Genomic DNA, 24857 nt, shown 5'->3' on the forward strand with positions numbered 1-24857 from the left:
GCATAGATGGCGTTGTAGATCGTTTCGCGGCAGACGTAGGCTTCTTCAAAATTGATTTTCATAAGGCGCAGCTTGCCCGCGATTTGGTCGGGAGAAAAGTGTTCTCGAAGCAAGTGGATAACCAGCTCAAAGCGCTCATTACCCATCTTGAACGCAAAGGGTATGTCGAGCGATCAGTTGATCTGGAGGATAAACGGGCCATTCAGATACGAGCCACAGACGCAGGTGAAGAGCTATATCAGAAAATCCGAATCGACCTGGTAGCCGAAGAGAGCGCGATGATCGCAAATCTCTCACCGGAGGTCAGAAAAGCCTCTGTAGCACTTATCAAACAGCTCACCAGGGCGGCGGAAATCCGCTGTGGTCTGATAAAAAGCTGTTGTCCCACTCCATCGAAGGTCAGTTGCTCATAGCGCAATCATTGCAGGGTTTGCCCCCATTCAGCCCCTGAGCGGCCCGCACATTGAAAATGGCTTGCCTAGGCGTCTTTCATGCCGGGCTGGCTAAGCAAGTCACCGCCGCGCCGTTTCATGTCCAGGCGCAAAGCCGACCACGCCATCCGATCGGAGATCGCGGCATCGTCGCCGATACTGAATGCCACTTTGTCATGCCCATTGTGGTCAGGCATTTATGACATTTTCTAGTATCAGTCGATGGGGGGGCGGAACGATAAAGACAAATAAGCCACAGTAACAACAACAACTTATAAAGAAAGAAACCCAGACACTGTCCGGGTTTCTTTCACCGCCAAGCGCCAATCAATGCAAAATCTGGCTCAAGAACAGTTTCGTACGTTCATTCTGCGGATTGTCGAAGAAGTCGTTCGGTGAAGCCTCCTCGACGATTTCACCCTTGTCCATGAAGATCACGCGGTTGGCCACGGTGCGGGCGAAGCCCATTTCGTGCGTTACGCAGAGCATCGTCATGCCGTCTTCGGCCAAGCCGATCATGGTGTCCAACACTTCTTTCACCATCTCGGGATCGAGTGCCGAAGTCGGTTCGTCGAACAGCATGATTTTCGGTTTCATGCACAAAGCACGCGCAATCGCCACACGCTGCTGCTGACCGCCGGACAGTTGCCCCGGGAATTTATGCGCCTGTTCCGGAATGCGTACGCGCTCCAGGTAATGCATGGCGATTTCTTCGGCCTTGCGCTTCGGCATCTTGCGCACCCACATCGGCGCCAGCGTGCAGTTCTGCAGGATGGTCAGGTGCGGGAACAGATTGAAGTGCTGGAACACCATGCCGACTTCACGACGCACAGATTCGATTTGCTTGAGGTCGTTGGTCAGCTCCACGCCATCGACCACAATGCGACCCTGCTGGTGTTCTTCCAGACGGTTGAGGCAACGAATGGTGGTGGATTTGCCGGAACCCGACGGGCCGCACAGGACGATACGCTCGCCCTGTTTAACGTTCAGGTTGATGTCTTTCAACACGTGGAACTGGCCGTACCACTTGTTCACGCCCTGCATCTGAATAATGCCTTCAGGGCTCACAGGCTTTTTGATTGCTTCGCTCATCAGAGAACTCCTAACGCTTGTGGCCAGTGTCGAGCTTGCGTTCCAGATGCATGGAATAGCGCGACATACCAAAACAGAAAATCCAGAACACCAGGGCCGCGAACACATAGCCTTCGGTGGCCATGCCCAACCATTTCGGGTCGGCGGCGGCTTGTTTGACGCTGTTGAGCAAGTCGAACAGGCCGATGATGATCACCAGGCTCGTGTCTTTGAACAGCGCAATGAAGGTGTTGACGATACCGGGGATCACCATCTTCAGGGCTTGCGGCAGAATCACCAGGCCCATGCTGCGCCAGTAACCGAGGCCCATCGCCGCAGCCGCTTCATACTGACCTTTGGGGATCGCTTGCAGACCGCCGCGCACCACTTCGGCCACGTAGGCCGACTGGAACAGGATCACGCCGATCAGTGCCCGCAACAGTTTGTCGAAGTTCATGCCTTCAGGCAGGAACAACGGCAGCATCACCGAGGACATGAACAGCACCGTGATCAACGGTACGCCGCGCCAGAACTCGATGAAGGTCACGCAGACCACACGAATCGCCGGCATGTCCGAACGACGGCCCAGCGCCAGGACGATACCCAACGGCAATGCACCGGCAATACCGACGGTGGCGATCACCAGTGTCAGCATCAGCCCGCCCCATTTGCTGGTCGGGACGTTAGTCAGGCCAAAGAGACCGCCATGCAACAGGAAGTAGGCAATGATCGGATACAGCACCAGGAAGCTCAGCCCGTATACCGCTTTACGCGGGAAGCGCGAAATGAACAGGGGTGCCACACCGATGACCGCCAGCCATACGGTCAGGTCCACGCGCCAGCGCAGCGCTGTCGGGTAGTAGCCGTACATGAATTGACCGAAACGCTGCTGGATGAACACCCAGCAGGCGCCATCCTTGGTGCAATCGGCACGAGTGGTGCCCACCCAGTTAGCGTCCAGAAGCGCCCAACTCAGGATCGGCGGTACCACCAGGTAAATCAGATAGAACGCAAACAGGGTCAGCAGGGTGTTGAGCCAGCTGGAGAACATGTTCGCACGCATCCATGCGATCACACCGATGCTGTTGCTCGGTGGGGGCATATCAGGTTTAAAAGTATGAGTGCTCATGCGCTTTTCCTTACCGCTCGATCAGCGCAATGCGCTTGTTGTACCAGTTCATCAGCAGGGAAATGCTGATACTGATCGCCAGGTACACGCTCATGGTGATGGCAATCACTTCGATTGCCTGCCCGGTCTGATTGAGCACCGTACCGGCAAACAACGAGACCATCTCTGGATAACCGATACCGGCAGCCAACGAGGAGTTTTTCGCCAGATTCAGGTATTGGCTGGTCAGTGGCGGAATGATCACGCGCAGGGCTTGCGGGATGATCACCTTGCGCAGGGTCGGGGCGTTGCGCAAACCCAGTGAGTGCGCCGCTTCAGTCTGGCCGTGGCTGACCGAGGCGATGCCTGAACGAACGATCTCTGCGATAAAGGCTGCCGTGTAGACCGTCAGGGCCAGGGTCAAGGCCAACAATTCGGGGATCAACACCCAGCCATCGACAAAGTTGAAGCCTTGCAGGTGAGGAAATTCCCATTTCAATGGCGCACCGAAGATCAGCGCGCACAGTGCCGGAATCACCAGCATCAGTGCCAGCCCGGTCCAGAACTTGTGGAACGGCACCCCGGTGGCATCGAAGCGCTTGTTGGCCCAACGACACATCAGCGCGACGGCGACGATGGACACCATGACGCTGACCGCAAACGGCCAGAACCCGTCTGCCGCCAACGCTGCTGGCATATTCAGGCCGCGACTGCTGACGAAGAAGGTGTCACCGAAGTTATGACTGTTGCGCGGCCCTGGCATGGACAAGAACACCGCGAAGTACCAGAACAGGATTTGCAGCAGCGGCGGAATGTTACGGAAAACTTCTACATAGACTGTCGCCAGCTTGTTGATAATCCAGTTCTTCGACAGTCGTGACACACCGACGATGAACCCGAGGATCGTCGCCAGGACCACGCCGATGACAGTCACCAGCAAGGTATTGAGCAGGCCGATGACAAACACTCGGGCATAACTGTCCGATTCGGTGTAGTCGATCAGGGTTTGGGCGATGCCAAAACCGGCACTGCGCTCCAGAAAGCTGAAACCGGAGGTAATGCCCCGGTGTTGAAGGTTGGTCTGCGTATTGTCGAACAGATACCAGCCCATCGAGACCACCGCCACAATGGTGATGATCTGAAATAGCCACGCACGCACTTTGGGATCGCTAAGGCTGAGCCTCTGCTTTGGTGCGCCGATTGAATTTTGCATGAAGTGCCCCGCAAATAATGGAACAGAACATCACCCGGCGGTTGGCCCACCGGGTGATAGAACCATCAGCGCACTGGTGGTGCGTATTGAATGCCGCCATTGGTCCACAGGGCGTTCAGGCCACGGTCGATTTCCAGCGGAGTATTCTTGCCGAGGTTTTTCTCGAAGATTTCGCCGTAGTTACCGACTTGTTTGACGATTTGCACGACCCAGTCTTTCGGCAATTTCAGATCCTTGCCGTATTCACCGTCAGCGCCCAGCAAACGGGCGACGTCCGGGTTCTTGGTCGACTTGGCTTCAGCCTCGACGTTTTTCGACGTGATACCAGCTTCTTCGGCGTTGAGCATTGCATAGCCAACCCAACGAACGACCGCCAGCCACTCATCGTCACCATTACGCACGACCGGCCCCAAAGGCTCTTTGGAAATTGTTTCCGGCAGAACCACATAACTTTTAGGCGAGGCCAGTTTGGTGCGCTGTGCATACAGCTGGGATTTGTCGGAGGTCAACACGTCGCAACGACCAGATTCCAGCGACTTGGCGCTTTCATCGGAGGTGTCGAAAGTGATCGGGGTGTACTTCAGGCCATTGCCACGGAAGTAGTCGGAAACGTTCAGCTCGGTGGTGGTACCGGCTTGAATACAGATGGTCGCGCCATCCAGTTCCTTGGCACTTTTCACGCCCAGCTTACTGTTAACCAGAAAGCCTACGCCGTCGTAATAGGTGATGAAGCCAGGAAACTTCAAGCCCATGCCCGCGTCACGGGAGCTGGTCATGGTGGTGTTACGCGACAGCACGTCAATTTCGCCGGACTGCAGCGCGGTGAAGCGTTCTTTAGCGTTCAACTGGCTGAATTTGACTTTGGTCGCGTCACCGAAGACGGCAGCGGCCACAGCGCGGCAAACGTCAGCATCGATCCCCAGGATCTTGCCGGTAGAGTCCGGAACCGAGAAGCCCGGCAGACCATCACTGACGCCGCACTGCACGAAACCTTTCTTCTGCACTGCATCCAGGGTTGCGCCCGCCTGAGCGAACCCACTGACACCGAGTACTGCGGCTGCAGTCACGATAGCCAGGGTGGATTTCAACATTTTCATTCAAACCTCCAGTTTTGCTCTTGTTGTGTCGGAGCTTGAGTCCAGTCGCACCCTTATGAGGCGTTGTTGACCCGTGTTGGCTTTTTTTGGGGTCAACCGACGTAAGACCTGCGCTATGAGTCTAGTAGGAGAAAATCCACATCATGGACAACTCACTTCTCACCAATCGGCCGAACGGGCGGTAACCCTTTCACGTTCGCGAAGCCCGTAGCGGCCACTGGCGAACATCCATCACCGGATTTTTTGCTATCCCACCGCCAGCAGTACACTGATAGTGTTACCGCAAGGCGCGAGATGAGCTGCACCGTATCCCCATAGCAAAGCCCGTACCAGACCGCTCGCCGAAGCAATTGTGCGGCAGGTCAATAGCAAAACTTGTAGCCTTGCGACATCTTCTTAACTGATCAACCAGGCACGCCCTCAGACCTCGCACTCAATGAGAGCGCCTGCACAACATTGGAGCAACCATGACCGAGCCCTTGATTCTTCAGCCCGTCAAGCCCGCAGACGCCTGCGTTATATGGCTGCACGGCCTGGGCGCCGATCGCTACGACTTCTTGCCGGTGGCCGAGGCGTTGCAGGAAAGCCTGCTGACGACCCGCTTCGTTCTCCCTCAGGCACCGACCTGCGCCGTGTCCATCAATGGTGGTTACGAGATGCCGAGCTGGTACGACATATTGGCCATGAGCCCCGCGCGCGCGATCAACCGCGAGCAGCTGGAAGAGTCGGCACAGAGGATCGTCAATTTGATCGAAGTGGAGCGAGCCAGCGGAATAGACGCCTCGCGGATATTTTTGGCAGGTTTTTCCCAAGGTGGCGCAGTGGCGTTACACACCGCGTTTCTGAAATGGCAGGGACCGCTGGGTGGCGTACTTGCCCTCTCGACCTATGCGCCGACCTTCAGCGATGAACTGGAGCTTTCCGCCAGCCAGCAGCGCATTCCCGTGCTGTCTTTACACGGCCAGTATGATGACGTCGTTCAAAATTCAATGGGCCGCACCGCTTACGAGTATTTAAAGCAGCATGGTGTCACCGTGACATGGCAGGAATACCCAATGGGTCACGAAGTGTTACCCGAGGAGATTCGCGACATTGGTGTCTGGCTCACCGGGCGTTTGCGTTAACTGTTTATGTGAAAAGCAGCCCATTGATCCATCCCACTACGCCGCGCCCGATTCTTGCATTACACTGGCCGGCGTATATTCCTTAACCAATTGATGAGATGACCGTGCTCAAAGCACTCAAGAAAATGTTCGGTAAAAGCGAGACTGAGCAACTCGCGCCAGTCTCCAGCGCCCCGTCTCACCATCCCAGCCACCGCACCGACGGTAATCAGTCTGGCCGGACCGCAACCGTAGCGGTACCGAAGCACGAGCCGATGACCACACCGGCCGTCCAACCCGCTGAGGCTCAGGCCTCTGAAGAACCAAGCAGCGAAGCTGCGAAACCTGCCAGGCCGCGTCGCGAACCGAAGCCAAAAGCACCGGTTATCCCCTGGAAACTCGAAGACTTCGCCGTCGAACCCCAGGAAGGCAAAACCCGTTTCCACGATTTCAAACTCGCCCCCGAACTGATGCACGCCATCCAGGACCTGGGCTTCCCGTATTGCACGCCGATCCAGGCACAAGTCCTCGGCTTCACCCTGGCCGGCAAAGATGCCATTGGCCGCGCCCAGACCGGTACCGGCAAAACCGCAGCGTTCCTGATTTCGATCATCACCCAGTTGCTGGAAACCCCGCCGCCGAAAGAGCGTTATATGGGCGAGCCGCGGGCGCTGATCATTGCGCCGACCCGTGAACTGGTGGTGCAGATCGCCAAAGACGCAGCCGACCTGACCAAATACACCGGTCTGAACGTCATGACGTTCGTTGGCGGCATGGACTTCGACAAGCAGCTCAAGCACCTCGAAGCCCGTCATTGCGACATCCTCGTGGCCACACCGGGCCGCCTGCTGGACTTCAACCAGCGTGGCGATGTGCACCTGGACATGGTCGAAGTCATGGTTCTGGACGAAGCCGACCGGATGCTCGACATGGGTTTCATCCCACAAGTGCGTCAGATCATTCGCCAGACTCCGCCGAAGAACGAGCGTCAAACGCTGCTGTTCTCCGCCACCTTCACCGAAGATGTGATGAACCTGGCCAAGCAATGGACCACCGACCCGTCGATCGTCGAGATCGAGTCGCAGAACGTGGCCAGCGAAAACGTCGAGCAACACATCTACGCCGTGGCCGGCGCCGACAAATACAAACTGCTCTACAACCTGGTCAACGACAACGGTTGGGAGCGGGTGATGGTGTTTGCCAACCGCAAGGATGAAGTGCGGCGCATCGAAGAACGTCTGGTGCGCGACGGCGTCAACGCCGCGCAGCTGTCCGGCGACGTGCCGCAGCACAAGCGCATCAAGACCCTGGAAGGTTTCCGCGAAGGCAAAATCCGCGTACTGGTCGCCACCGATGTCGCCGGTCGCGGCATCCACATCGACGGCATCAGTCACGTGATCAACTTCACCCTGCCGGAAGTCCCGGACGACTACGTGCATCGTATCGGTCGTACCGGTCGTGCCGGCGCCGATGGTGTGTCCATCAGTTTTGCCGGTGAGGATGACTCCTACCAGCTACCGTCCATCGAGGCGTTACTGGGTCGCAAGATCAGCTGCGAAACGCCAGCGACGCATCTGCTGCGAGCGGTTGAGCGCAAGCGCCCATAACGCGGGTCGCACTAAAAGAGGCGCAGCCGGAAACGGACTGCGCTTTTTTTTCGTCCGGCTTTTTTTCAACAGGAGCTTGCTCGCAATAACTAAAAGTCCATAATGGACAAATTAGTTTACTTCTAGCGCTCGGAGCCGACCATGCCCAGTACGCCTTATGTGATCACCCAACCTCAGGCCCGCGAACTGCTGGCGCAGGTCGACGTTCCGCAGATCCTGCGCAAACTGTTCCGCGACCTGGCCGTCGGGCAGGCGGTGCAACCGGCGCAGCAACTGGTGGAGTTCCCGCAGGGCGCTGGCGACTTCATCAACTACCTGGGTGTATTGGCCAAAGACGGCGTTTACGGGGTCAAGACCTCGCCGTACATCGCGCGTGAACAAGGTCCGCTGGTGACCGCCTGGACGTTGCTGATGTCGATGCAGACCGGCCAGCCGTTGCTGCTCTGCGATGCAGGCGAGCTGACTACGGCACGCACCGCCGCAACAACCGCCGTGGCGGTCGACGCCCTCGCCCCGCTGAAGGCCCGACGCCTGGCAATCATCGGCAGCGGCAAGGTTGCCCAGGCGCACGTGCACTACGTCAAAAGCCTGCGCGACTGGCAGAGTATCAACCTCTACTCGCCGAGCCTGAACCACAAGAATCCCGAAGTATTGGCACAGCTCCAAAGTCTCGACCCTCGCCTGACCATCGTCGACAGTCGCGAAATGGCCGTTCAAGACGCCGACGTGATCATGCTCTGCACCTCGTCCGCAGGCCCGGTGATCGACCCGTCAAGCGTGAGCAAACCGGCACTGATCACCTCCATCAGCACCAACGCTCCGCGTGCCCACGAAGTGCCGCCGCAGAGCCTCAATGACATGCAAGTGTTCTGCGACTATCGTCTGACCACCCCAGACACCGCTGGAGAGATGCTGATAGCCGGTGAACAACATGGCTGGGACAAAAACGCGATCATCGGCGACCTGCCCGATCTGCTCAGCGAAAAAATCCAGCGCCCCGACTACGACCGTCATGTGTTCTTCCGCTCCATCGGCCTGGGCCTGGAAGACATCGCACTGGCCAATGCCCTTTATCATTTGCAACGGCACGGCGCTTGAGCCCGGCCCCACAGGAGACGTTCATGAGCCAGGCAGATTTCATCATCATCGGCGGCGGGATTGCCGGCGCTTCCACCGGTTTCTGGTTGTCGCAGCACGCCCGAGTGATCGTGCTCGAGCGCGAATCCCATCCGGCTTACCACTCCACCGGACGTTCAGCCGCACTGTTCACCGCCGCATACGGTACGCCTCAAGTTCGGGCGCTGACCCAGGCCAGTCGTGATTTCTTCGACGCGCCGCCCGCCGGTTTTTGCGAACATCCGCTGCTGACCCCGCGAGGCGAGATGACCGTGGATTTCACCGGGGACCCGGACGAACTGAACAATCAATACCTGAGCGCCAAAGCAACGGTGCCACAGATGCAACGGCTCAGTGCCGACGAGGCCTGTGTGCGCCTGCCGATTCTGCGTCGGGAAAAAGTCCATGGTGCGATTTACGACCCGACCGCCAGCGACATCGACACCGATGCCTTGCACCAGGGTTACTTGCGCGGTATCCGACGCAACAAAGGTGAAGTTCATACCGACAGCGAGGTCCTGAGCCTGACCCGGGACACCGAAGGTGTGTGGCACGTGCAAACCAGCGGTCAGACCTTCAGCGCCCCGATCATCATCAATGCGGCAGGCGCCTGGGCCGATACAATCGGCGAACTGGCCGGTGCCAAACCGCTGGGCCTGCAACCCAAGCGCCGTGCGGCGTTCATCTTCGCCGGTCCTGAGGGCGTGGACATCCACCAGTGGCCAATGCTGGTCAGCCTCGACGAATCCTTCTACATGAAGCCCGACGCCGGAATGTTCCTCGGCTCGCCCGCCAACGCCGACCCGGTGGAACCGCACGACGTTCAGCCCGAAGAGTTGGACATCGCGATGGGCATCTACCAGATCGAAGAAGCCACCACCCTGACCATCCGCCGCCCGACCCGCACCTGGGCTGGCTTGCGCAGTTTCGTGAGCGACGGTGATTTGCTGTCCGGTTTCGATCCGCAGGTACCGGGGTTTTTCTGGGTAGCGGCACAAGGCGGTTATGGCATCCAGACTTCGCCGGCCATGGGCCAGGCCAGTGCGGCACTGGTACGCGGTGAAGCCTTGCCTGAGCATCTGACTCGCTTCGGTCTGAACACCCAGATGCTCTCCCCGTCGCGGCTGGGCTGACGTTCGGACGCAGGTGACGTGTGGACACGATTACGGCAAACTTCCAGCGCCCTTTTTTGACAGGGCGCTGATGCTGTCTGGAGCACCACTTTATGAACGCCCAAGAACAAAAACCGGCCGGTGATGACTCTGCATTGAAGAGTTCGCCGCTGGGCAATTTCCGTGCGATCGCCGATGCCATCGCCACATTGTTCTTTCCTCACGCCGAGGTGGTGCTGCACGATCTGCGCACGCAGAAGGTCGACTACATCGCCAACAACCTGTCCAAACGGGAAATAGGTGACGACTCGGCGCTGGAGGACATGCTCAGCGAAGAGATCAGCGAACGAAACATCGGGCCGTACGAAAAGCTCAATTGGGATGGCCAGAAGATTCGCAGCCTGAGCAGTGTGCTGCGCGACAGCGAAGGTCATCCGCTGGCGGTGCTGTGCATTAATCTGAATATATCGTTGTTCGAAAATGCCAAAGCCGCGCTGGACCTGTTCCTGTCGCCCAGCAAGTTGATTGCGCAACCTGACTCGCTGTTTCGCGATGACTGGCAGGAGCGCATCAACACGTTCCTCCACGCCTGGCTGCGCGAACGTCAGCTGAGCCTGAACCTGCTGACCCGTGACCATAAACGCGAACTGGTGCTGGCACTGCACGCCGAGGGCGCCTTCAAAGGCAAAAGCGCGTCCAACTATGTGGCGAACGTGCTGAACATGGGGCGGGCAACGGTGTACAAACATTTGAAGGAACTGAAAGGCTGAACCCTGCGGCGAGAAAGCTTGCTCCCCGCCACAGAGTACCCGGCGTTAGCGTTACTCCAGGGCCGAAGCCGGCCCGAAGAATTCGTAACGGCTTTGCTTCTCCGGCACACCCAACGCTTTCAGGTGACGCTTGACCGCCGCCATGAAGCCTTTAGGTCCGAGGAAGTAAGCGTCCAGGTCACGCTGCTGCGGCAACCACTCGCCCAGTTGTTCCTGACTCAACAGACCAACCTTGTGCGCCGCCGGACTCACGCCATCATCTTCGTCGTAGCAATAGAAGCGTTTGAGTTGCGGATGACGCTCGGCCAAGCCATCAATCCAGTCACGGAACGCGTGAACGCTACCGTTACGCGCGCAGTGGATAAAGTGCACCGGCCGTTCGGTCGCCAGCGCCGCTTCGAGCATCGCCAGCGTCGGCGTAATACCGACGCCGCCGCTGATCAACACCAGCGGTTTGTCGCTGTCGGTCAGGGTGAATTCACCCGATGGCGGGAACAACTGAATGGTTGCGCCTACATGCAGTTGATCGTGCAGGTGGTTGGAGGCGCGACCGCCGGCCTCACGTTTGACACTGATCCGGTACTGGCCCTTGTTGGCCAAGGCCGACAGCGAATAGTTACGACGAATCTCTTCGCCATCGAGGATCAGCTTCATGCCGATGTACTGACCTGGCTCTGCCGCCAGAATCGGGCCTTTGTCGGCCGGTTCGAAGTAGAACGAGATGATTTCCGCACTTTCCTCGACCTTGGCCGCCACGATGAATTCCCGCGCCCCGCGCCAGCCGCCCGGTGCCTGTTCCTTCTGGTCGTAGATGCTGGTTTCGGCGCCGATCAGGATGTCGGCCAATTGACCGTAGGCAGCTCCCCAGGCGGCCATCACTTCAGGGGTGGCGATCTCCTCGCCCAGCACTTCGGAAATGGCTCGCAGCAGGCACGCGCCGACAATCGGGTAGTGTTCCGGGAGGATTTGCAGGGCCACGTGCTTGTTGATGATCTTGGCCACCAGGTCGCCCAACTGGTCGAGCTGGTCGATGTGCCGCGCATACATCAGGACACCATTGGCCAGGGCGCGCGGCTGATCGCCACTGGCCTGGTGGGCCTGGTTAAACAGCGGGCGAACTTGCGGGTACTCGGACAACATCATGCGATAGAAATGAGTGATCAATGCTTCGCCACCACTTTCCAGCAAGGGCACGGTAGATTTGACGATTGCACGGTCTTGAACGCTAAGCATAAGGCGACTCCTGATCTACTTGAATTGCTAACTGACTGCCTTGTACCTATCAGTTTCCGTGCCAAGATATAAAACCTTATAAATCAAGTAGTTAAACTTTACATAGTCATTTGGACACACACTGACTTATAGTCATACCGACTACATGGAGTCACTATGACTGCAAAATCGCTACTGACCGCACTGCTGCCACTGGTCTCCGACCTGTCCCGCGAACTCCCCGAAGGCGAGCGCTATCGGCGCTTGCTCGAAGCCATGCGCGCCTTGCTCCCATGCGATGCTGCTGCCCTGCTGCGCCTTGATGGCGAGTGGCTGGTGCCGCTGGCCGTCGACGGGTTGAGTACCGACACCCTCGGCCGACGCTTCAAAATCAGTGAACACCCTCGTTTCGCAGCGCTGCTCAGCAGCCACGGCCCGACCCGTTTCGCCGCCGACAGCGACTTGCCCGACCCTTACGACGGACTGATCGACGGCCTCGATGAGCATCTGGAAGTCCACGACTGCATGGGCTGCCCGCTGTTTATCGACGAGCGCCCATGGGGTTTGCTGACCCTCGACGCCCTCGATCCGGAGCGCTTCGAACCGATCGAACTGGACGCCCTGGATGCTTTCGCCAGCCTCGCCGCCGCCACGGTCAACGCCGCCGAGCGCATCGAACGCCTGGCCAATCGTGCCGAAGACGAACATCAGCGTGCCGAGGTTTACCGACAAGCCAGCGGCCAGCAGAACCGCGAGATGATTGGCCAGAGTAAGGCCCACAAACGGCTGGTGGAAGAAATCAATCTGGTGGGCGGCAGCGATCTGACCGTGCTGATCACCGGCGAAACCGGGGTTGGCAAGGAACTGGTCGCCCAGGCCATCCACGCCGCATCACCTCGGGCCGACAAGCCGATCATCAGCCTCAACTGTGCCGCGCTGCCGGACACGCTGGTGGAGAGCGAATTGTTCGGCCACGTCCGCGGCGCCTTCACCGGCGCGATGAACGATCGGCGCGGCAAGTTTGAACTGGCCAATGGCGGCACGCTGTTTCTCGATGAAGTCGGTGAACTGTCCCTGACCGTCCAGGCCAAGTTGCTGCGCGTGCTGCAAAGCGGTCAGTTGCAGCGATTGGGATCGGATAAAGAACATCAGGTGGACGTACGCCTGATCGCCGCGACCAACCGCGACCTGGCGGAGGAAGTGCGCAGCGGCCGCTACCGTGCCGATTTTTATCATCGCCTGAGCGTTTATCCATTGCTGGTGCCCGCACTGCGTGATCGCGGGCGGGATGTGCTGCTACTCAGCGGCTATTTTCTCGAGCAGAACCGCTCGCGCATGGGCCTCAACAGTCTGCGCCTGAACAGCGATGCGCAAGCTGCATTGCTGGCGTATGCATGGCCGGGCAATGTGCGGGAACTGGAACATCTGATTGGCCGCAGTGCCTTGAAGGCACTGGGTAACTGCAAGGAGCGGCCGAAAATTCTCAGCTTGAGTGCCGCGGATCTCGATTTGCCCAATGGCAGCGTTGAGGTTGCAGCCGAGCCAGTCCCTGTCAACCCGGCTGCTTTGGTCGCAGGAGACTTACGGGCGGCGACCGAGGACTATCAGCGTCGACTGATCAACGCCTGCCTGGAACGGCACCATAACAACTGGGCGAGTGCGGCGCGTGAGCTAGGCTTGGATCGGGCGAATCTTGGAAGAATGGCCAAGCGACTGGGAGTGAAGTGAAGGCCTCATCGCGAGCGTGCTCGCGATGGCGTCATACCGTTCACCTGAATTGCTAAAGCCTACCCGCAACAAGTCGATAACCCGATATCGATAGCAGTTGGCGATCCTCGCGCTCGCCCGTCACCTTTTTCCACAGAAGGTTTTTATGTCTTCAAACAAAGCCCGCGCAGATTCACTTTCGCTTTTGCTGTTTACCTTGCGCAGCGGCAAGCTGATGGCGATCAACCTGCTGAAAGTCAGTGAAATCATTCCCTGCCCGGCGCTGACCAGGCTGCCGGAGTCGCACCCCCACGTCAAAGGCATCACCACCCTGCGCGGTGCATCGTTGTCGGTGATCGACCTCAGCCGTGCCATTGGCGAACGGCCGCTGGAAGACCCCAACGGTGGCTGCCTGATCGTCACCGATGTCAGCCGCTCCAAGCAGGGTTTGCACGTTCAAGCCGTGAGCAAGATCGTCCACTGCCTGACCACCGACATCCGTCCGCCGCCCTTTGGCGCTGGCGGCGTGCGTTCGTATATCACTGGCGTGACCTCGGTCGACGGTACGTTGGTACAGGTGCTGGACATCGAAAAAGTGATCCATGGCATCGCCCCGGCACAGATCGAAACGGCCCCGACCGAACTGAGCATGGAAGACGCCGAAGTACTCGGCAACGCGCGGATTCTGGTGGTCGATGACAGCCAGGTGGCGCTGCAGCAATCAGTGCACACCCTGCGCAACCTCGGCCTGCAATGCCACACCGCCCGCAGCGCCAAGGACGCCATCGACTGCCTGCTGGACCTGCAAGGCACGGCCCAGCAGATCAACCTGATCGTCTCAGACATCGAAATGTCCGAGATGGACGGCTACGCCTTCACCCGTACCTTGCGTGAAACCCCGGACTTCTCGCACCTCTATGTGTTGCTCCACACTTCCTTGGACAGCGCGATGAACAGCGAAAAGGCCCGTCTTGCCGGCGCGAACGCGGTGTTGACCAAGTTCTCCTCGCCAGAACTGACCAAGTGCCTGATCGAAGCAGCCAAGGCTGTCGCTGAACAAGGTCATTGAGGCTTGAGCGAGGAATTCTGCTTGCTGATGCGGCGCAACCTCGCTGAAGTTGTGCCTGCGATCTCTTGGCCTCAGGGTATTGTCCTCAGTGAATACCGCCCCGAACTGGCAGAAGCTGTTCATCGTTTGATGGAACGGGGTTATCAGCAAGGTGGCGGTCGCGTGCCGACACTGGACGTCTGGCAACAACGTTTTGAAACCGACCCTGAATATGATCCGAGCCTGTGCTTTATCGCTCTGGATGCCAAAGGTCTTGCCGGTGTTTGCCAATGCTGGACAAGTGCCTACATCAAAAACCTGGTGGTGCATCCACGGGCTCAGAGGCAAGGATTAGGACACGCGTTGCTGCTACATGCTTTCAAGATATTTCAGCAAAGACGCGAAGGTTTTGTGGATTTGAAGGTACTGGAAGGCAACCTTCGGGCGCAGCGTCTGTATGAAAACGGCGGAATGCGAGTAATCCGCCGGGAACCGGTTCCGGCCTGACATACTCAGACCTTGGTCAATACCCCCCCAAGGATGCCGAACATGAACGCCTCGACCCTTACCCTCCTCTGTCTCGCCGCTCTCGCCACCCAGGCCCACGCCTCCAGCCCCGACGCCTGGGCCGCTTACGACAAAACGGTGCTCGTCAGTTGCACCAAAGCCAGCGGCTTGACGAACGCCAAGCCCATGGGCAACGCCGCGCAGTTCGATGACCGGGTTGGCTACAGCGCACTTCTGCTGCAAGGCCAATACCCGCAAAAACACATGAAAGGCCAGCAAGGCACCGAACTGTGTCTCTACAACAAGAAAAGCAAAACCGCTTACGTCACCGAATGGGACTCCATCCGCTCCACCACCAAGGTGCAGTGACTGGCGCATAACTTGCTTCGATAGCGGCCTTTGCGGCGGCATTCTGTCGCCGATTCATCTCCTTTTATACGACTGGCCGTTCAATGAATACGACGTTTTCCTGCGTAGGTTGTGGCAAATGCTGCAACGACCACCACGTGCCCCTGACCCTGCCTGAAGCCCGGATGTGGGCCGCCGATGGCGGTCAGGTCATCGTGCTGGTGGAAGGTTTTCTGGGCAATGGCCTGGGCCTGCCAGTGCAGCAACGCGAACACTGCGAACGTCGCTCGGTGAGGGTTCGAAGCGGCGCCTCCGAGGCGTACATCGCCATCACCTTTGCCGCCTACAACGTCGGTCCTTGCCGGAATCTTGACGAAGACAACCTCTGCCGCATCTACGAACGCCGGCCGCTGGTGTGTCGCATCTACCCGATGGAAATCAATCCACATATCCCCCTGAACATCGCCGTGAAGGAATGTCCTCCCGAGTCGTGGGAAAAGGGACCGGATCTGATTGTGGGTGGGGCATTGGTGGATCAGGAGCTGGTCGGATTAATCCAGCGCTCCCGTCAGGCGGATCGCGATGACATTCGGACCAAGGATGCGATTTGCGCGCTGCTGGGGATTCGGACTACAGCACTGAAAGGCGATGGGTTTACTGCTTATCTGCCGGATATGACGGCGTTCGCCGTGGTCATCGACCAAGTTGCGACACAGCCAATGGCTGAGTCAGGCGCTGACTGGTTGTTTCATGTGTCGGGCGAGGATATTGCCGGGCAAGTGCAGGCGGCGGGAGCGCAAGTGGCGACAGATACGCCAGTGAATTATGCGTTTATTTCGTTGCGGGCGGCTTGACCCAGAAGGTGTATTGCCTTTGATGGCCTCTTCGCGAGCAAACTCGGCTCCCACAGTGGATTGGCGTCGTACGTGCTCGCGAAAACGGTAGGCCAGGCACCGCAGAGTTTAAAACTCAGCGCTTGCCCATCGAACGACGAGTACCGGGAGGCGCTGCGCCCGGGGTTTTGGTATGGCCGTTCTTGGCGCCGTTTTTGTACCAGGGCTGGCTGGCGTTCTTCGCTGCGGCCAGGTCGCCCGGCTTGAACGGGAACTTGAACGCAGGGATCGCCGCTTGGTCGCTGTCTGCGCTGGAGTCGACGCTGTCTGGCAGGTCTACCTGGTCGTCGCTCAAAGCGTCGGCAACCGGCGGTTGTGTCGGGGAAGTCATGAAAGCTCCGGGTGATGCACATAGAGTCGGGCCCGGTCAGCGAGCCGCGAAAGGCAGCAGTATAACTGGATGGGGCAATACAAGCTGCCTCAAGAGGGTCCGTCGGGTTTTGTGCTGACTGAACTGACGCCTTCGCGGACAGCCACCCGCCCAACAGACCTACAGACCAGCCCCCTCGCCACAGGATTTTGCCCACTCCGACCACCTACTGTTGCTTATAACGCAACAGTCCTTTCACGAATCCACTCTTTTTTACCTCTCCAATCGCCCTTATCTTTGCCGCACCAAACAGCACTTGCCAAGCAAGAAGGTTTTAAAGATGTCCAACACTATGGGTATTGCCAGCGCTTTCGTTTTGTCCTCTTTGTTTCTGTCTCCGTTCGCCATCGCTGAAGAGTCGCAGACGTTCGTCGCGAAAAATTCCGCACGCGCTGCTGCATTCGAACAGTATCAAAACGAAATGACGGCCAAGGTTCAGGAAGCTGCGCAAACCCCTCAAGCGTCGGCCACTCAAGCCCATAAGCGGATTGAGAAAGACAGCTGATCGCCAAATATCGCTCTGTTTCCCTCGACACTTTTCATCGGCTCTTCCCTTTGAAAAGTTGTCTTCAAAGCCGCTGCTATCAGCGGCTTTTTTTCGTTGTGGTTTTGAACACCTTTAGTTCGTCTTCCCTAACAAGAAATATCCCGAGCCTCAAAACAATGAGGTTCTTAGTTCACCCAAGGAGCTTGACCGCCAGTGCGTTCCCCTCTCAGATTCAGCCCGTTATTCATTGCACTCACTGCAACGGTGATTCCTGCCGCTCATGCCGCTCATGCCGCAGACGACTCAAACGCCGAAGGTTTTGTCGAAGGTTCAAGCCTCAACCTCAACGCCCGAAACTACTACATGAATCGCAATCGCCTGCAGCAGACGGACGACAACATTGAATGGGGCCAGGGTTTCCTCGGCCTCTTCGAATCGGGTTACACCCAGGGCACCGTCGGTTTCGGTATTGATGCCCACGCCATGCTCGGGCTCAAGCTCGACGGCGGTGGCGGTACCGACGGGTCAAGTATCCTGCCGGTCAGCGATGGCAACGGCAAAGCGCCGGGTTCGTTCTCGACGGCGGGTGGTACGCTGAAAATGCGGGCCTTCAATACCGAACTCAAGGCCGGTGACTTGTTTCTCGCCAACCCGGTCATCGCCGGCGGCGAAACCCGCATGCTGCCTCAAACCTTTCGCGGCGTCAGCCTGACCAACCACAGCCTCGACGGCTGGATGATTGAAGGAGGCCAGGCAAGTTTCACCAAGCCTTACAACCAGAGTGGACACACCCGAATCGGCACGTCCTACGGCAGCCTGGCCGACGGTGACGACAGCAAGCACCTGAATTGGGCCGGCGTGGCCTGGAGCGGCCTGCCGGGGCTGACCAGCAGCCTCTATGCCTCCGAACTCAAGGACATCTGGAACCAGTATTACTACGACCTGGATTACACCTACGCGCTGAATGACCTGGTCAGCCTCAACCCGGGTCTGCATGCCTATCACACACAAGACACCGGCGATGCGCTGCTGGGCCACATCGACAACAACGCCTACAGCCTGCATTTCACCGTTGGTGTGGGCAATCACAGCGTTACAGCGGCCTATCAGCGGGTCAACGGCAACACGCCGTTTGACTACATCAGCCAAGGCGACAGCGTCTACCTCGACAATTCCCAGCAGTATTCGGACTTCAACGGCCCGAACGAACGCTCATGGAAACTCAAGTACGCCTACGACTTTGTCGGGCTCGGCTTTCCTGGCCTGACCTCGGCGGTGTCTTACTCCCGAGGTGAACTGGACCTGACCAAGGTCGATCCGGACAGCCCCGGTTATGCCTCGTGGTACAGCGCTGACGGAAAAAACGCCAAGCACTGGGAACGCGACATTGATCTCAAGTATGTGGTTCAGGGCGGCAAGGCGAAAAACCTGGCGCTGCGCCTGCAATGGGCGACCAACCGTGGAGGCAACGGCTACGGCGCGCTGGATCAGGACACCGATGAATACCGGGTGATCGTCGACTACCCGCTCAATGTCTTCTAAGCTTCAATAAGTAAAAGGCCAGCATTTTTTGCTGGCCTTTTTTTTATCCGGGTGCCTCGTCCTGAGTCTTGCAAAACACGTTCACAACGCCTCATTTGCAGAAGCCAGAACCATGAGTGTGAGCAGTGCTACATCTCATCATCCGATCCGGTCGACGCGATCGGAGCGGCTTCTGGTTCTCGGCAGTTTGCTGCTAGTGATTGCAATATTGAGCATCGTCGCATTCCTGCTCATTCGCGAACACGCCAATGCCGAACAGTCGGCCACCCGCGCAGCAACCAACATCGTGCAGTTGATTGACGCCGACGTGCTACGCAATGTCGAACTCTATGACCTGTCCTTGCTCCGCTTGATCGCTGCCTCGCAACGTGAAGACCTCAAGAGCGTGTCCCCTGTCATCCGCCATCTGGCCTTGTTTGACCGTGCCACTACCGCGCCGTACAAGGGCGACATTTTGTTGCTGGACAACAAGGGCGACGTGATCGCTGATTCGGCCTCGGTGGAGCCCAGAAAGGGCAATTTTGCTGACCGCGAATACTTTCAGTCGCACGTGAACAATCGCGACCCGGGCATGTTCATCAGCCGTCCCTTGCGTTCCAGACAGGCCGAACATGATTGGCGAATCACCTTCAGTCGCCGAGTCAGCGGCTCACAGGGCGAATTTCTTGGCGTCGCCGAAGCAGCCATACGCTTGAGTTATTTCGATCAGTTGTTCAATAGCTTGAGCGTTGGTCGTGACAGCTCGGTCAACCTGATCAGCTCGGACGGGATTCTTCTGGCTAAGGAACCCCGTCTGGCCGAAGAGCTTATTGGCAAGGACTTCAGCAACCACCCCCACTTTCAGCGCATCGTCAAAGAGGGCAGCGGCAGCTTCACCAGCGCTTCAAGCCGTTACAAGGACAAACGCCTGTACACCTTTTCCAAGGTGGGCAACTTGCCGTTGATCGTCATCGTTGCACTGTCCAGTGATGAAGTGTTTGCCTCATGGAAGCGCACGGCGGTGGTGGTTAGCGTTGCGACGATAGCGCTGTGCATCAGCTTGCTCTGGCTGACCTGGCTGCTCAGCCGGGAACTGCGCCTGCGCCATAACGCCGAACAGGAACTGGCGCAGCTGGCGGCCACCGATGCCTTGACCGGCCTGGCCAACCGCCGAACGCTGGATCAGGTCCTTCGTCATGAGTGGTTCCGCGCTCAACGTTCCGGCCAGCCGTTATCGCTGCTGATGATTGATGCCGATCACTTCAAGGCCTTCAACGACCGACATGGGCATCAGGGGGGCGATGATGCCTTGCGCTCGGTGGCCAAGGTGATCTGCGCCAATGTGAGGCGACCCGCGGATCTGGTGGCCCGTTACGGCGGCGAGGAGTTTTCGGTGATTCTCGCTGAAACTGACAGCCAGGGTGCGCAACAGATTGCCGAACACCTTCGAGCGACAGTGGAGCAATTGCCGCTGGTGCCAGGTGCCGAGTCGCCGATTACTGTCAGTATCGGTATCAGCACCTGGACCACCGCCGCCGAGATCAGTCTGGAACAGCTATTGTTTGCAGCGGACAAGGCACTGTATCAAGCCAAGGAAAGTGGGCGTAATCGGGTTGTCGCTTCGAACTGAGTCGTTTCCCGCGCACAGAAAAAAAGGCCACCCGAAGGTAGCCTTTAAAAACTAGAGAGGTTTTTTTACTTACACGGCCGCAACTGGACGCATGTAAGAGATCGGTGCAGTGCTGGCGTCTTCGAAAGTCACGACTTCCCAAGCATCTGTCTGCTCAATCAACTTGCGCAGCAGCTGGTTGTTCAATGCATGTCCGGACTTGAAGCCCTTGAACTCACCAATCAGGCTATTGCCCAACAGGTAGAGGTCACCAATTGCATCGAGGATCTTGTGCTTCACGAATTCGTCTTCATAGCGAAGGCCGTCTTCGTTCAGTACACCATCCGCGTCGACCACAATAGCGTTTTCAACGCTGCCGCCGAGTGCGAGGTTGTGCTTGCGCAGGTACTCGATATCACTCATGAAACCAAAGGTACGGGCGCGGCTGACTTCTTTTACAAACGAAGTACTGGAAAAATCCACGCTTGCACTTTGTGTGCGGTCACGGAAAACCGGGTGATCGAAATCGATCTCGAAACTCACTTTGAAACCTTCGAAAGGGACGAAAGTGGCGCGCTTGTCGCCGTCTTCCACTGTCACTTCCCGCAGGATCCGGATGAACTTCTTGGCAGCGTCCTGTTCTTCCAGGCCAGCCGATTGAATCAGAAATACGAAGGGTCCAGCGCTACCATCCATGATCGGGACTTCGGACGCGGAGAGCTCGACGTAGGCGTTATCGATGCCCAGGCCAGCCATGGCCGAGAGCAAGTGCTCCACCGTATCCACTTTGGTGTCACCACTGACCAATGTGGTCGACATCGTGGTTTCACCAACGTTTTCCGCGCGGGCAGGAATCTGCACCACAGGGTCAAGATCGGCACGAACAAACACAATGCCGGTGTCGACAGGTGCGGGCTTGAGGGTAAGGTATACCTTCTCCCCGGAGTGCAGGCCTACACCTGTAGCACGGATAATATTTTTCAGTGTGCGTTGTTTAATCATGGCTTGGGCCGCTTCAGCGCAAATTGCGAACTGGTATCAACAAAGGCTGGCGATGATAGCAGACCAGACCTTTGCTGAACACCAATCACCTTCATAGCCCTGATACATTCCATTAATCGGCCTGACGACGCAGGAAAGCCGGGATGTCCAGGTAGTCCAAATCATCTTGCGGATTCATCTTCGCGGCAGTCGCAGCACCGGCCTGAGCCTGGTTGCGCATGACGGTCGGACGGTCCAGGTCACGGTAATTCACCGCTGGCGCTTCCTGACGAGCGGGAGCCGATTGTTGTGGCTGCGAAGCCATGGAGGTGTGAACGGTATTGTCGATGACCTTTACAGGCTTCTCGATTTTCGCGCCCAGACCGGTTGCAACCACGGTCACGTGCAGTTCGTCGCGCATGTCCGGATCGATAACAGTACCGACCTTGACCATCGCGTGTTCGGAAGCGAAGGCTTCGATGATGCTACCCACGTCCGAGTACTCACCCAGGGACAGGTCAGGACCGGCGGTGATGTTCACCAGGATGCCGCGTGCACCTTGCAGGTTCACATCTTCCAGCAACGGGTTGCGAATGGCCGCTTCAGTGGCCTCACGTGCACGGTTCGGACCGCTGGCGCAGCCAGTGCCCATCATCGCCATGCCCATTTCGCTCATCACGGTCCGTACGTCGGCAAAGTCGACGTTGATCATGCCCGGACGCTTGATGATGTCGGAGATACCGCGAACGGCACCGGCCAGTACATCGTCGGCCTTGGCGAATGCGGACAGCAGGCTTGCGTCCTTGCCAAGGATGGTCAACAGCTTCTCGTTGGGAATGGTGATCAACGAGTCGACGCTTTCAGACAGCAGACGGATGCCTTCATCGGCGATCTGCATGCGCTTGCGGCCTTCGAACGGGAACGGACGAGTCACCACCGCAACGGTGAGAATCCCCATTTCCTTGGCCACTTCAGCAATGATCGGCGCAGCACCGGTACCGGTGCCACCGCCCATGCCCGTGGTGATGAACACCATATTGGTGCCCTGCAGGACTTCGGCAATGCGCTCACGATCTTCGAGAGCGGCCTGACGACCCACTTCAGGGTTGGCGCCAGCGCCGAGACCTTTGGTCACGCCGGTGCCCAGTTGCAGAATGGTCCGCGCGCCGATGCTTTTCAGCGCTTGGGCATCAGTGTTGGCGCAGATGAATTCAACGCCTTCAATGTTGCTCTTGACCATGTGGTTGACGGCGTTGCCGCCGCCTCCGCCAACACCGATAACTTTAATAACCGGGCTTGCGGGGATGTTGTCTACGAGTTCGAACATTTTCCCTCTCCTTTCATTTCTCTAGTTTTTTCGCCTACTGCCTGTATCTACAACGATGCTGCGGTAAATCTTTAGAAGTTGCCTTGTACCCAGCTCTTGAAGCGATCGAGCAAGGCGACTTTCGGTTCTTCATTGCTGTAGCTGTCACGGCTGCTGATGCCCGAGAACGAAATCCCGTCGGACTGCTTCTGCAGGCCGTACATCAACAGGCCAACGCCAGTGGAATAAATCGGGTTACGGACCACATCGTCCAGGCCCTTGACGCCATGCGGCACGCCCAGGCGGACCGGCATGTGGAAGATTTCTTCGGCCAATTCGACGGCGCCTTCCATCTTCGACGTACCACCGGTCAGCACGATGCCGGCCGGGATCAGGTCTTCGTAGCCACTGCGACGCAGTTCGGCCTGGATCAGCGTGAACAGTTCGTCGTAACGCGGCTCAACCACTTCGGCCAGGGCCTGACGGGACAACTCGCGTGGTGGACGGTCGCCAACGCTAGGGACCTTGATGGTTTCACCGGCACCGGCCAGTTTGGCCAGGGCACAGGCGTAGCGAATCTTGATTTCTTCGGCGTACTGGGTCGGGGTGCGCAACGCCATGGCGATGTCGTTGGTCACCTGATCGCCCGCAATCGGGATGACCGCGGTGTGACGGATCGCGCCTTCGGTGAAGATCGCGATGTCGGTGGTGCCGCCACCGATGTCCACCAGGCACACGCCCAGCTCTTTCTCGTCGTCGGTCAGAACCGAGTAGGCCGAAGCCAGTTGCTCGAGAATGATATCGTCGATTTCCAGGCCGCAGCGACGCACGCATTTTTCAATGTTCTGTGCGGCGTTGACGGCGCAGGTGACCACGTGAACCTTGGCTTCCAGACGTACGCCCGACATGCCCAGAGGCTCACGAACGCCTTCCTGGTTATCAATCACGTAATCCTGCGGCAGGGTGTGCAGCACGCGCTGGTCAGCCGGAATTGCCACGGCTTGGGCGGCGTCGAGAACTCGCTCGAGGTCGGCGGAGCTGACTTCGCGATCACGAATCGCCACGATGCCGTGAGAGTTCAGGCTGCGGATATGATTGCCAGCCACGCCGACGAACGCCGAGTGAATACGGCAACCAGCCATCAGCTGCGCCTCTTCGATCGCGCGCTGGATCGATTGCACGGTGGACTCGATGTTCACCACCACGCCTTTCTTCAGGCCACGGGACGGATGAGTGCCGATCCCGACGATTTCCAGCGTGCCGTCGTCCGAAACCTCGCCGACCAGCGCCACCACCTTGGAGGTGCCGATATCGAGACCGACGATCATTTTGCCGCTTTGCACGTTTGCCATGGGTCCTGCCTCTTCTTAATTCTTCGCGACAGCGGGTTGGGCTGTCGTGGGCGCTGCAGGTTCCCGCCAGCCAACAGCGAGGCCGTTGGCGTAGCGCAGATCGATGCGCGCAATGTTCGTAATCTGTTCTTTAAGCGTCTTGTCATAGATGGCAATGAAGCGGCGCATCTTTTCCACCTGGTTACCGCGCCCCAGCAACAGTTCGATTCCCGGGCCCGCGCTGCCGGCGCCGGTGGTCAGGAACCAGCTGCCTCGTTCACGCAACTCCAGGCGCGCAATCGAGAAGCCCAACGGCCTGAGCATCTGGCTCAGCACTTGGTATTGCTGCATCACTTGCTGTTGGGCCCGTTGTGGGCCGAACAGCTGCGGCAAGTGTTCATAGTTCGCCAGCTCTCGCGGGTTGAACGCCTGACCCTGGTTGTTCAACAGCGACTCGTCGCCCCAACGGGCCACCGGCAGTTGTTCTTCCAGGCGGATCACCACCTGATCCGGCCAAACCCGACGCACTTCGGCGTGGGCAATCCATGGCATCCGTTCGAGTTCGGTGCGCATGCTCGCCAGGTCGATGGTGAAGAAGCTCGACGCCACGTAGGGAGCGATCCGCTGTTGCACCGCTTGCTGGCTGATGTAACTCAAGTCGCCCTGCACGTTGACCTTAGTGATCGGCCGGTCGGCGTACGGCAGCAAACGTTGCGCGCCTTCGTAAGTACCGAAGCCCAGCGCGACCAACAACACCGGCCAGAACAAGGCTTTGAGAACACCAAAGTTGGCTTTCGGCAGGCGCGCAGACATCGGCTCTTTGGCCACCATTCGGCTGGCACCCCGGGGTACCGGTTTACGGCCGGTCGGTACGGGGGGCTGATGTCTAAGCTGTGCGCCTTGCATGCT

The 24857-nt window shown here is 58.1% G+C and carries 24 protein-coding genes and 1 pseudogene; 13 read left to right on the top strand and 12 right to left on the bottom strand.

What is annotated here, in order from left to right; all coding sequences use genetic code 11:
- From ACXPVS_RS22675 to ACXPVS_RS22700, 6 genes and pseudogenes are all read right to left on the bottom strand, one after another.
- Positions 1 to 143 (bottom strand): annotated as a pseudogene (locus tag ACXPVS_RS22675) (IS30 family transposase); the annotation flags it as partial.
- Positions 144 to 478: 335 nt separating this feature from the next.
- The gene (locus ACXPVS_RS22680) at positions 479 to 628 is read right to left on the bottom strand and encodes a hypothetical protein (RefSeq protein ID WP_458511884.1); all 150 of its coding nucleotides are present in this window, start codon (positions 626 to 628) and stop codon (positions 479 to 481) included.
- Between the two features lie 130 nt (positions 629 to 758).
- On the bottom strand, positions 759 to 1523 hold the full coding sequence (locus ACXPVS_RS22685; RefSeq protein ID WP_458511885.1) for an amino acid ABC transporter ATP-binding protein: 765 nt from the start codon (positions 1521 to 1523) through the stop codon (positions 759 to 761).
- Between the two features lie 10 nt (positions 1524 to 1533).
- The gene (locus tag ACXPVS_RS22690; RefSeq protein ID WP_458511886.1) at positions 1534 to 2631 is read right to left on the bottom strand and encodes an amino acid ABC transporter permease; all 1098 of its coding nucleotides are present in this window, start codon (positions 2629 to 2631) and stop codon (positions 1534 to 1536) included.
- 10 nt (positions 2632 to 2641) lie between these two features.
- On the bottom strand, positions 2642 to 3823 hold the full coding sequence (locus ACXPVS_RS22695; RefSeq protein ID WP_458511887.1) for an amino acid ABC transporter permease: 1182 nt from the start codon (positions 3821 to 3823) through the stop codon (positions 2642 to 2644).
- Between the two features lie 65 nt (positions 3824 to 3888).
- A complete protein-coding gene (locus tag ACXPVS_RS22700; protein WP_458511888.1) occupies positions 3889 to 4920 on the bottom strand; it encodes an amino acid ABC transporter substrate-binding protein in 1032 nt (343 codons plus the stop codon).
- Positions 4921 to 5387: 467 nt separating this feature from the next.
- On the opposite strand from ACXPVS_RS22700, the gene ACXPVS_RS22705 reads away from it, so the two are divergent.
- From ACXPVS_RS22705 to ACXPVS_RS22725, 5 genes are all read left to right on the top strand, one after another.
- The gene (locus tag ACXPVS_RS22705; protein ID WP_458511889.1) at positions 5388 to 6044 is read left to right on the top strand and encodes an alpha/beta hydrolase; all 657 of its coding nucleotides are present in this window, start codon (positions 5388 to 5390) and stop codon (positions 6042 to 6044) included.
- 98 nt (positions 6045 to 6142) lie between these two features.
- Entirely contained in the window at positions 6143 to 7630 is a 1488-nt protein-coding gene (gene rhlB, locus ACXPVS_RS22710; protein ID WP_458511890.1) for an ATP-dependent RNA helicase RhlB, read from the top strand.
- Positions 7631 to 7771: 141 nt separating this feature from the next.
- The gene (locus ACXPVS_RS22715) at positions 7772 to 8728 is read left to right on the top strand and encodes an ornithine cyclodeaminase family protein (RefSeq protein ID WP_458511891.1); all 957 of its coding nucleotides are present in this window, start codon (positions 7772 to 7774) and stop codon (positions 8726 to 8728) included.
- Positions 8729 to 8751: 23 nt separating this feature from the next.
- Entirely contained in the window at positions 8752 to 9879 is a 1128-nt protein-coding gene (locus tag ACXPVS_RS22720; protein WP_458511892.1) for an NAD(P)/FAD-dependent oxidoreductase, read from the top strand.
- Positions 9880 to 9971: 92 nt separating this feature from the next.
- On the top strand, positions 9972 to 10628 hold the full coding sequence (locus ACXPVS_RS22725; protein ID WP_458511893.1) for a helix-turn-helix transcriptional regulator: 657 nt from the start codon (positions 9972 to 9974) through the stop codon (positions 10626 to 10628).
- Between the two features lie 51 nt (positions 10629 to 10679).
- Here ACXPVS_RS22725 and hmpA read toward each other — a convergent pair whose 3' ends face one another.
- On the bottom strand, positions 10680 to 11861 hold the full coding sequence (gene hmpA, locus ACXPVS_RS22730) for an NO-inducible flavohemoprotein (RefSeq protein WP_458511894.1): 1182 nt from the start codon (positions 11859 to 11861) through the stop codon (positions 10680 to 10682).
- A 156-nt stretch (positions 11862 to 12017) separates the two neighbouring features.
- Here hmpA and norR point away from each other — a divergent pair, with 156 nt between their 5' ends.
- The 5 genes from norR (at position 12018) to ACXPVS_RS22755 (ending at position 16304) form a co-directional block, all read left to right on the top strand.
- The gene (gene norR / locus ACXPVS_RS22735) at positions 12018 to 13568 is read left to right on the top strand and encodes a nitric oxide reductase transcriptional regulator NorR (RefSeq protein WP_458511895.1); all 1551 of its coding nucleotides are present in this window, start codon (positions 12018 to 12020) and stop codon (positions 13566 to 13568) included.
- Positions 13569 to 13713: 145 nt separating this feature from the next.
- Entirely contained in the window at positions 13714 to 14616 is a 903-nt protein-coding gene (locus ACXPVS_RS22740; RefSeq protein WP_458511896.1) for a chemotaxis protein CheW, read from the top strand.
- Between the two features lie 27 nt (positions 14617 to 14643).
- Entirely contained in the window at positions 14644 to 15102 is a 459-nt protein-coding gene (locus ACXPVS_RS22745; protein ID WP_458511946.1) for a GNAT family N-acetyltransferase, read from the top strand.
- Between the two features lie 42 nt (positions 15103 to 15144).
- A complete protein-coding gene (locus ACXPVS_RS22750) occupies positions 15145 to 15471 on the top strand; it encodes a hypothetical protein (RefSeq protein WP_458511897.1) in 327 nt (108 codons plus the stop codon).
- Between the two features lie 83 nt (positions 15472 to 15554).
- Positions 15555 to 16304: a YkgJ family cysteine cluster protein gene (locus ACXPVS_RS22755; RefSeq protein ID WP_458511898.1), complete on the top strand. Its 750-nt coding sequence runs from the start codon at positions 15555 to 15557 to the stop codon at positions 16302 to 16304.
- Positions 16305 to 16419: 115 nt separating this feature from the next.
- On the opposite strand, the gene ACXPVS_RS22760 is transcribed toward ACXPVS_RS22755, so the two are convergent.
- Positions 16420 to 16674 carry a hypothetical protein gene (locus tag ACXPVS_RS22760; RefSeq protein WP_458511899.1) on the bottom strand — a complete coding sequence of 85 codons (255 nt, stop codon included), beginning with the start codon at positions 16672 to 16674 and terminating at the stop codon, positions 16420 to 16422.
- A 319-nt stretch (positions 16675 to 16993) separates the two neighbouring features.
- Between ACXPVS_RS22760 and ACXPVS_RS22765 the strand changes: the two genes are divergently transcribed.
- The 3 genes from ACXPVS_RS22765 (at position 16994) to ACXPVS_RS22775 (ending at position 20351) form a co-directional block, all read left to right on the top strand.
- Positions 16994 to 17218: a hypothetical protein gene (locus ACXPVS_RS22765; RefSeq protein WP_458511900.1), complete on the top strand. Its 225-nt coding sequence runs from the start codon at positions 16994 to 16996 to the stop codon at positions 17216 to 17218.
- Positions 17219 to 17413: 195 nt separating this feature from the next.
- A complete protein-coding gene (locus tag ACXPVS_RS22770) occupies positions 17414 to 18742 on the top strand; it encodes an OprD family porin (protein ID WP_458511901.1) in 1329 nt (442 codons plus the stop codon).
- Positions 18743 to 18854: 112 nt separating this feature from the next.
- Positions 18855 to 20351, top strand: a complete 1497-nt coding sequence (locus ACXPVS_RS22775; protein WP_458511902.1) for a diguanylate cyclase — start codon at positions 18855 to 18857, stop codon at positions 20349 to 20351.
- Positions 20352 to 20420: 69 nt separating this feature from the next.
- On the opposite strand, the gene lpxC is transcribed toward ACXPVS_RS22775, so the two are convergent.
- The 4 genes from lpxC to ACXPVS_RS22795 all read right to left on the bottom strand — a co-directional run bounded on the left by lpxC (position 20421) and on the right by ACXPVS_RS22795 (position 24854).
- The gene (lpxC, locus tag ACXPVS_RS22780; RefSeq protein WP_095079844.1) at positions 20421 to 21332 is read right to left on the bottom strand and encodes a UDP-3-O-acyl-N-acetylglucosamine deacetylase; all 912 of its coding nucleotides are present in this window, start codon (positions 21330 to 21332) and stop codon (positions 20421 to 20423) included.
- Between the two features lie 112 nt (positions 21333 to 21444).
- On the bottom strand, positions 21445 to 22638 hold the full coding sequence (gene ftsZ, locus ACXPVS_RS22785; RefSeq protein ID WP_017340680.1) for a cell division protein FtsZ: 1194 nt from the start codon (positions 22636 to 22638) through the stop codon (positions 21445 to 21447).
- A gap of 71 nt (positions 22639 to 22709) precedes the next feature.
- Positions 22710 to 23969 carry a cell division protein FtsA gene (gene ftsA / locus ACXPVS_RS22790; protein ID WP_033061341.1) on the bottom strand — a complete coding sequence of 420 codons (1260 nt, stop codon included), beginning with the start codon at positions 23967 to 23969 and terminating at the stop codon, positions 22710 to 22712.
- Positions 23970 to 23984: 15 nt separating this feature from the next.
- Positions 23985 to 24854, bottom strand: coding sequence for a cell division protein FtsQ/DivIB (locus tag ACXPVS_RS22795; RefSeq protein WP_458511903.1), 870 nt, complete (start codon positions 24852 to 24854; stop codon positions 23985 to 23987).
- Positions 24855 to 24857 lie beyond the last annotated feature (3 nt).

It is taken from the genome of Pseudomonas sp. Ma2-10, assembly GCF_054330215.1.

What these genes read in the sequence shown, in the direction of transcription:
- ACXPVS_RS22700 (WP_458511888.1), bottom strand. Translation starts at nt 4,920, where the DNA reads ATGAAAATGTTGAAATCCACCCTGGCTATCGTGACTGCAGCCGCAGTA.
- ACXPVS_RS22705 (WP_458511889.1), top strand. Translation starts at nt 5,388, where the DNA reads ATGACCGAGCCCTTGATTCTTCAGCCCGTCAAGCCCGCAGACGCCTGC.
- ftsA (WP_033061341.1), bottom strand. Translation starts at nt 23,969, where the DNA reads ATGGCAAACGTGCAAAGCGGCAAAATGATCGTCGGTCTCGATATCGGC.
- ACXPVS_RS22725 (WP_458511893.1), top strand. Translation starts at nt 9,972, where the DNA reads ATGAACGCCCAAGAACAAAAACCGGCCGGTGATGACTCTGCATTGAAG.
- ACXPVS_RS22750 (WP_458511897.1), top strand. Translation starts at nt 15,145, where the DNA reads ATGAACGCCTCGACCCTTACCCTCCTCTGTCTCGCCGCTCTCGCCACC.
- norR (WP_458511895.1), top strand. Translation starts at nt 12,018, where the DNA reads ATGACTGCAAAATCGCTACTGACCGCACTGCTGCCACTGGTCTCCGAC.
- ACXPVS_RS22695 (WP_458511887.1), bottom strand. Translation starts at nt 3,823, where the DNA reads ATGCAAAATTCAATCGGCGCACCAAAGCAGAGGCTCAGCCTTAGCGAT.
- lpxC (WP_095079844.1), bottom strand. Translation starts at nt 21,332, where the DNA reads ATGATTAAACAACGCACACTGAAAAATATTATCCGTGCTACAGGTGTA.
- ACXPVS_RS22690 (WP_458511886.1), bottom strand. Translation starts at nt 2,631, where the DNA reads ATGAGCACTCATACTTTTAAACCTGATATGCCCCCACCGAGCAACAGC.
- ACXPVS_RS22680 (WP_458511884.1), bottom strand. Translation starts at nt 628, where the DNA reads ATGCCTGACCACAATGGGCATGACAAAGTGGCATTCAGTATCGGCGAC.
- ACXPVS_RS22720 (WP_458511892.1), top strand. Translation starts at nt 8,752, where the DNA reads ATGAGCCAGGCAGATTTCATCATCATCGGCGGCGGGATTGCCGGCGCT.
- ACXPVS_RS22760 (WP_458511899.1), bottom strand. Translation starts at nt 16,674, where the DNA reads ATGACTTCCCCGACACAACCGCCGGTTGCCGACGCTTTGAGCGACGAC.
- ftsZ (WP_017340680.1), bottom strand. Translation starts at nt 22,638, where the DNA reads ATGTTCGAACTCGTAGACAACATCCCCGCAAGCCCGGTTATTAAAGTT.
- rhlB (WP_458511890.1), top strand. Translation starts at nt 6,143, where the DNA reads ATGACCGTGCTCAAAGCACTCAAGAAAATGTTCGGTAAAAGCGAGACT.
- ACXPVS_RS22775 (WP_458511902.1), top strand. Translation starts at nt 18,855, where the DNA reads ATGAGTGTGAGCAGTGCTACATCTCATCATCCGATCCGGTCGACGCGA.
- hmpA (WP_458511894.1), bottom strand. Translation starts at nt 11,861, where the DNA reads ATGCTTAGCGTTCAAGACCGTGCAATCGTCAAATCTACCGTGCCCTTG.
- ACXPVS_RS22740 (WP_458511896.1), top strand. Translation starts at nt 13,714, where the DNA reads ATGTCTTCAAACAAAGCCCGCGCAGATTCACTTTCGCTTTTGCTGTTT.
- ACXPVS_RS22765 (WP_458511900.1), top strand. Translation starts at nt 16,994, where the DNA reads ATGTCCAACACTATGGGTATTGCCAGCGCTTTCGTTTTGTCCTCTTTG.
- ACXPVS_RS22715 (WP_458511891.1), top strand. Translation starts at nt 7,772, where the DNA reads ATGCCCAGTACGCCTTATGTGATCACCCAACCTCAGGCCCGCGAACTG.
- ACXPVS_RS22685 (WP_458511885.1), bottom strand. Translation starts at nt 1,523, where the DNA reads ATGAGCGAAGCAATCAAAAAGCCTGTGAGCCCTGAAGGCATTATTCAG.
- ACXPVS_RS22755 (WP_458511898.1), top strand. Translation starts at nt 15,555, where the DNA reads ATGAATACGACGTTTTCCTGCGTAGGTTGTGGCAAATGCTGCAACGAC.
- ACXPVS_RS22795 (WP_458511903.1), bottom strand. Translation starts at nt 24,854, where the DNA reads ATGCAAGGCGCACAGCTTAGACATCAGCCCCCCGTACCGACCGGCCGT.
- ACXPVS_RS22745 (WP_458511946.1), top strand. Translation starts at nt 14,644, where the DNA reads ATGCGGCGCAACCTCGCTGAAGTTGTGCCTGCGATCTCTTGGCCTCAG.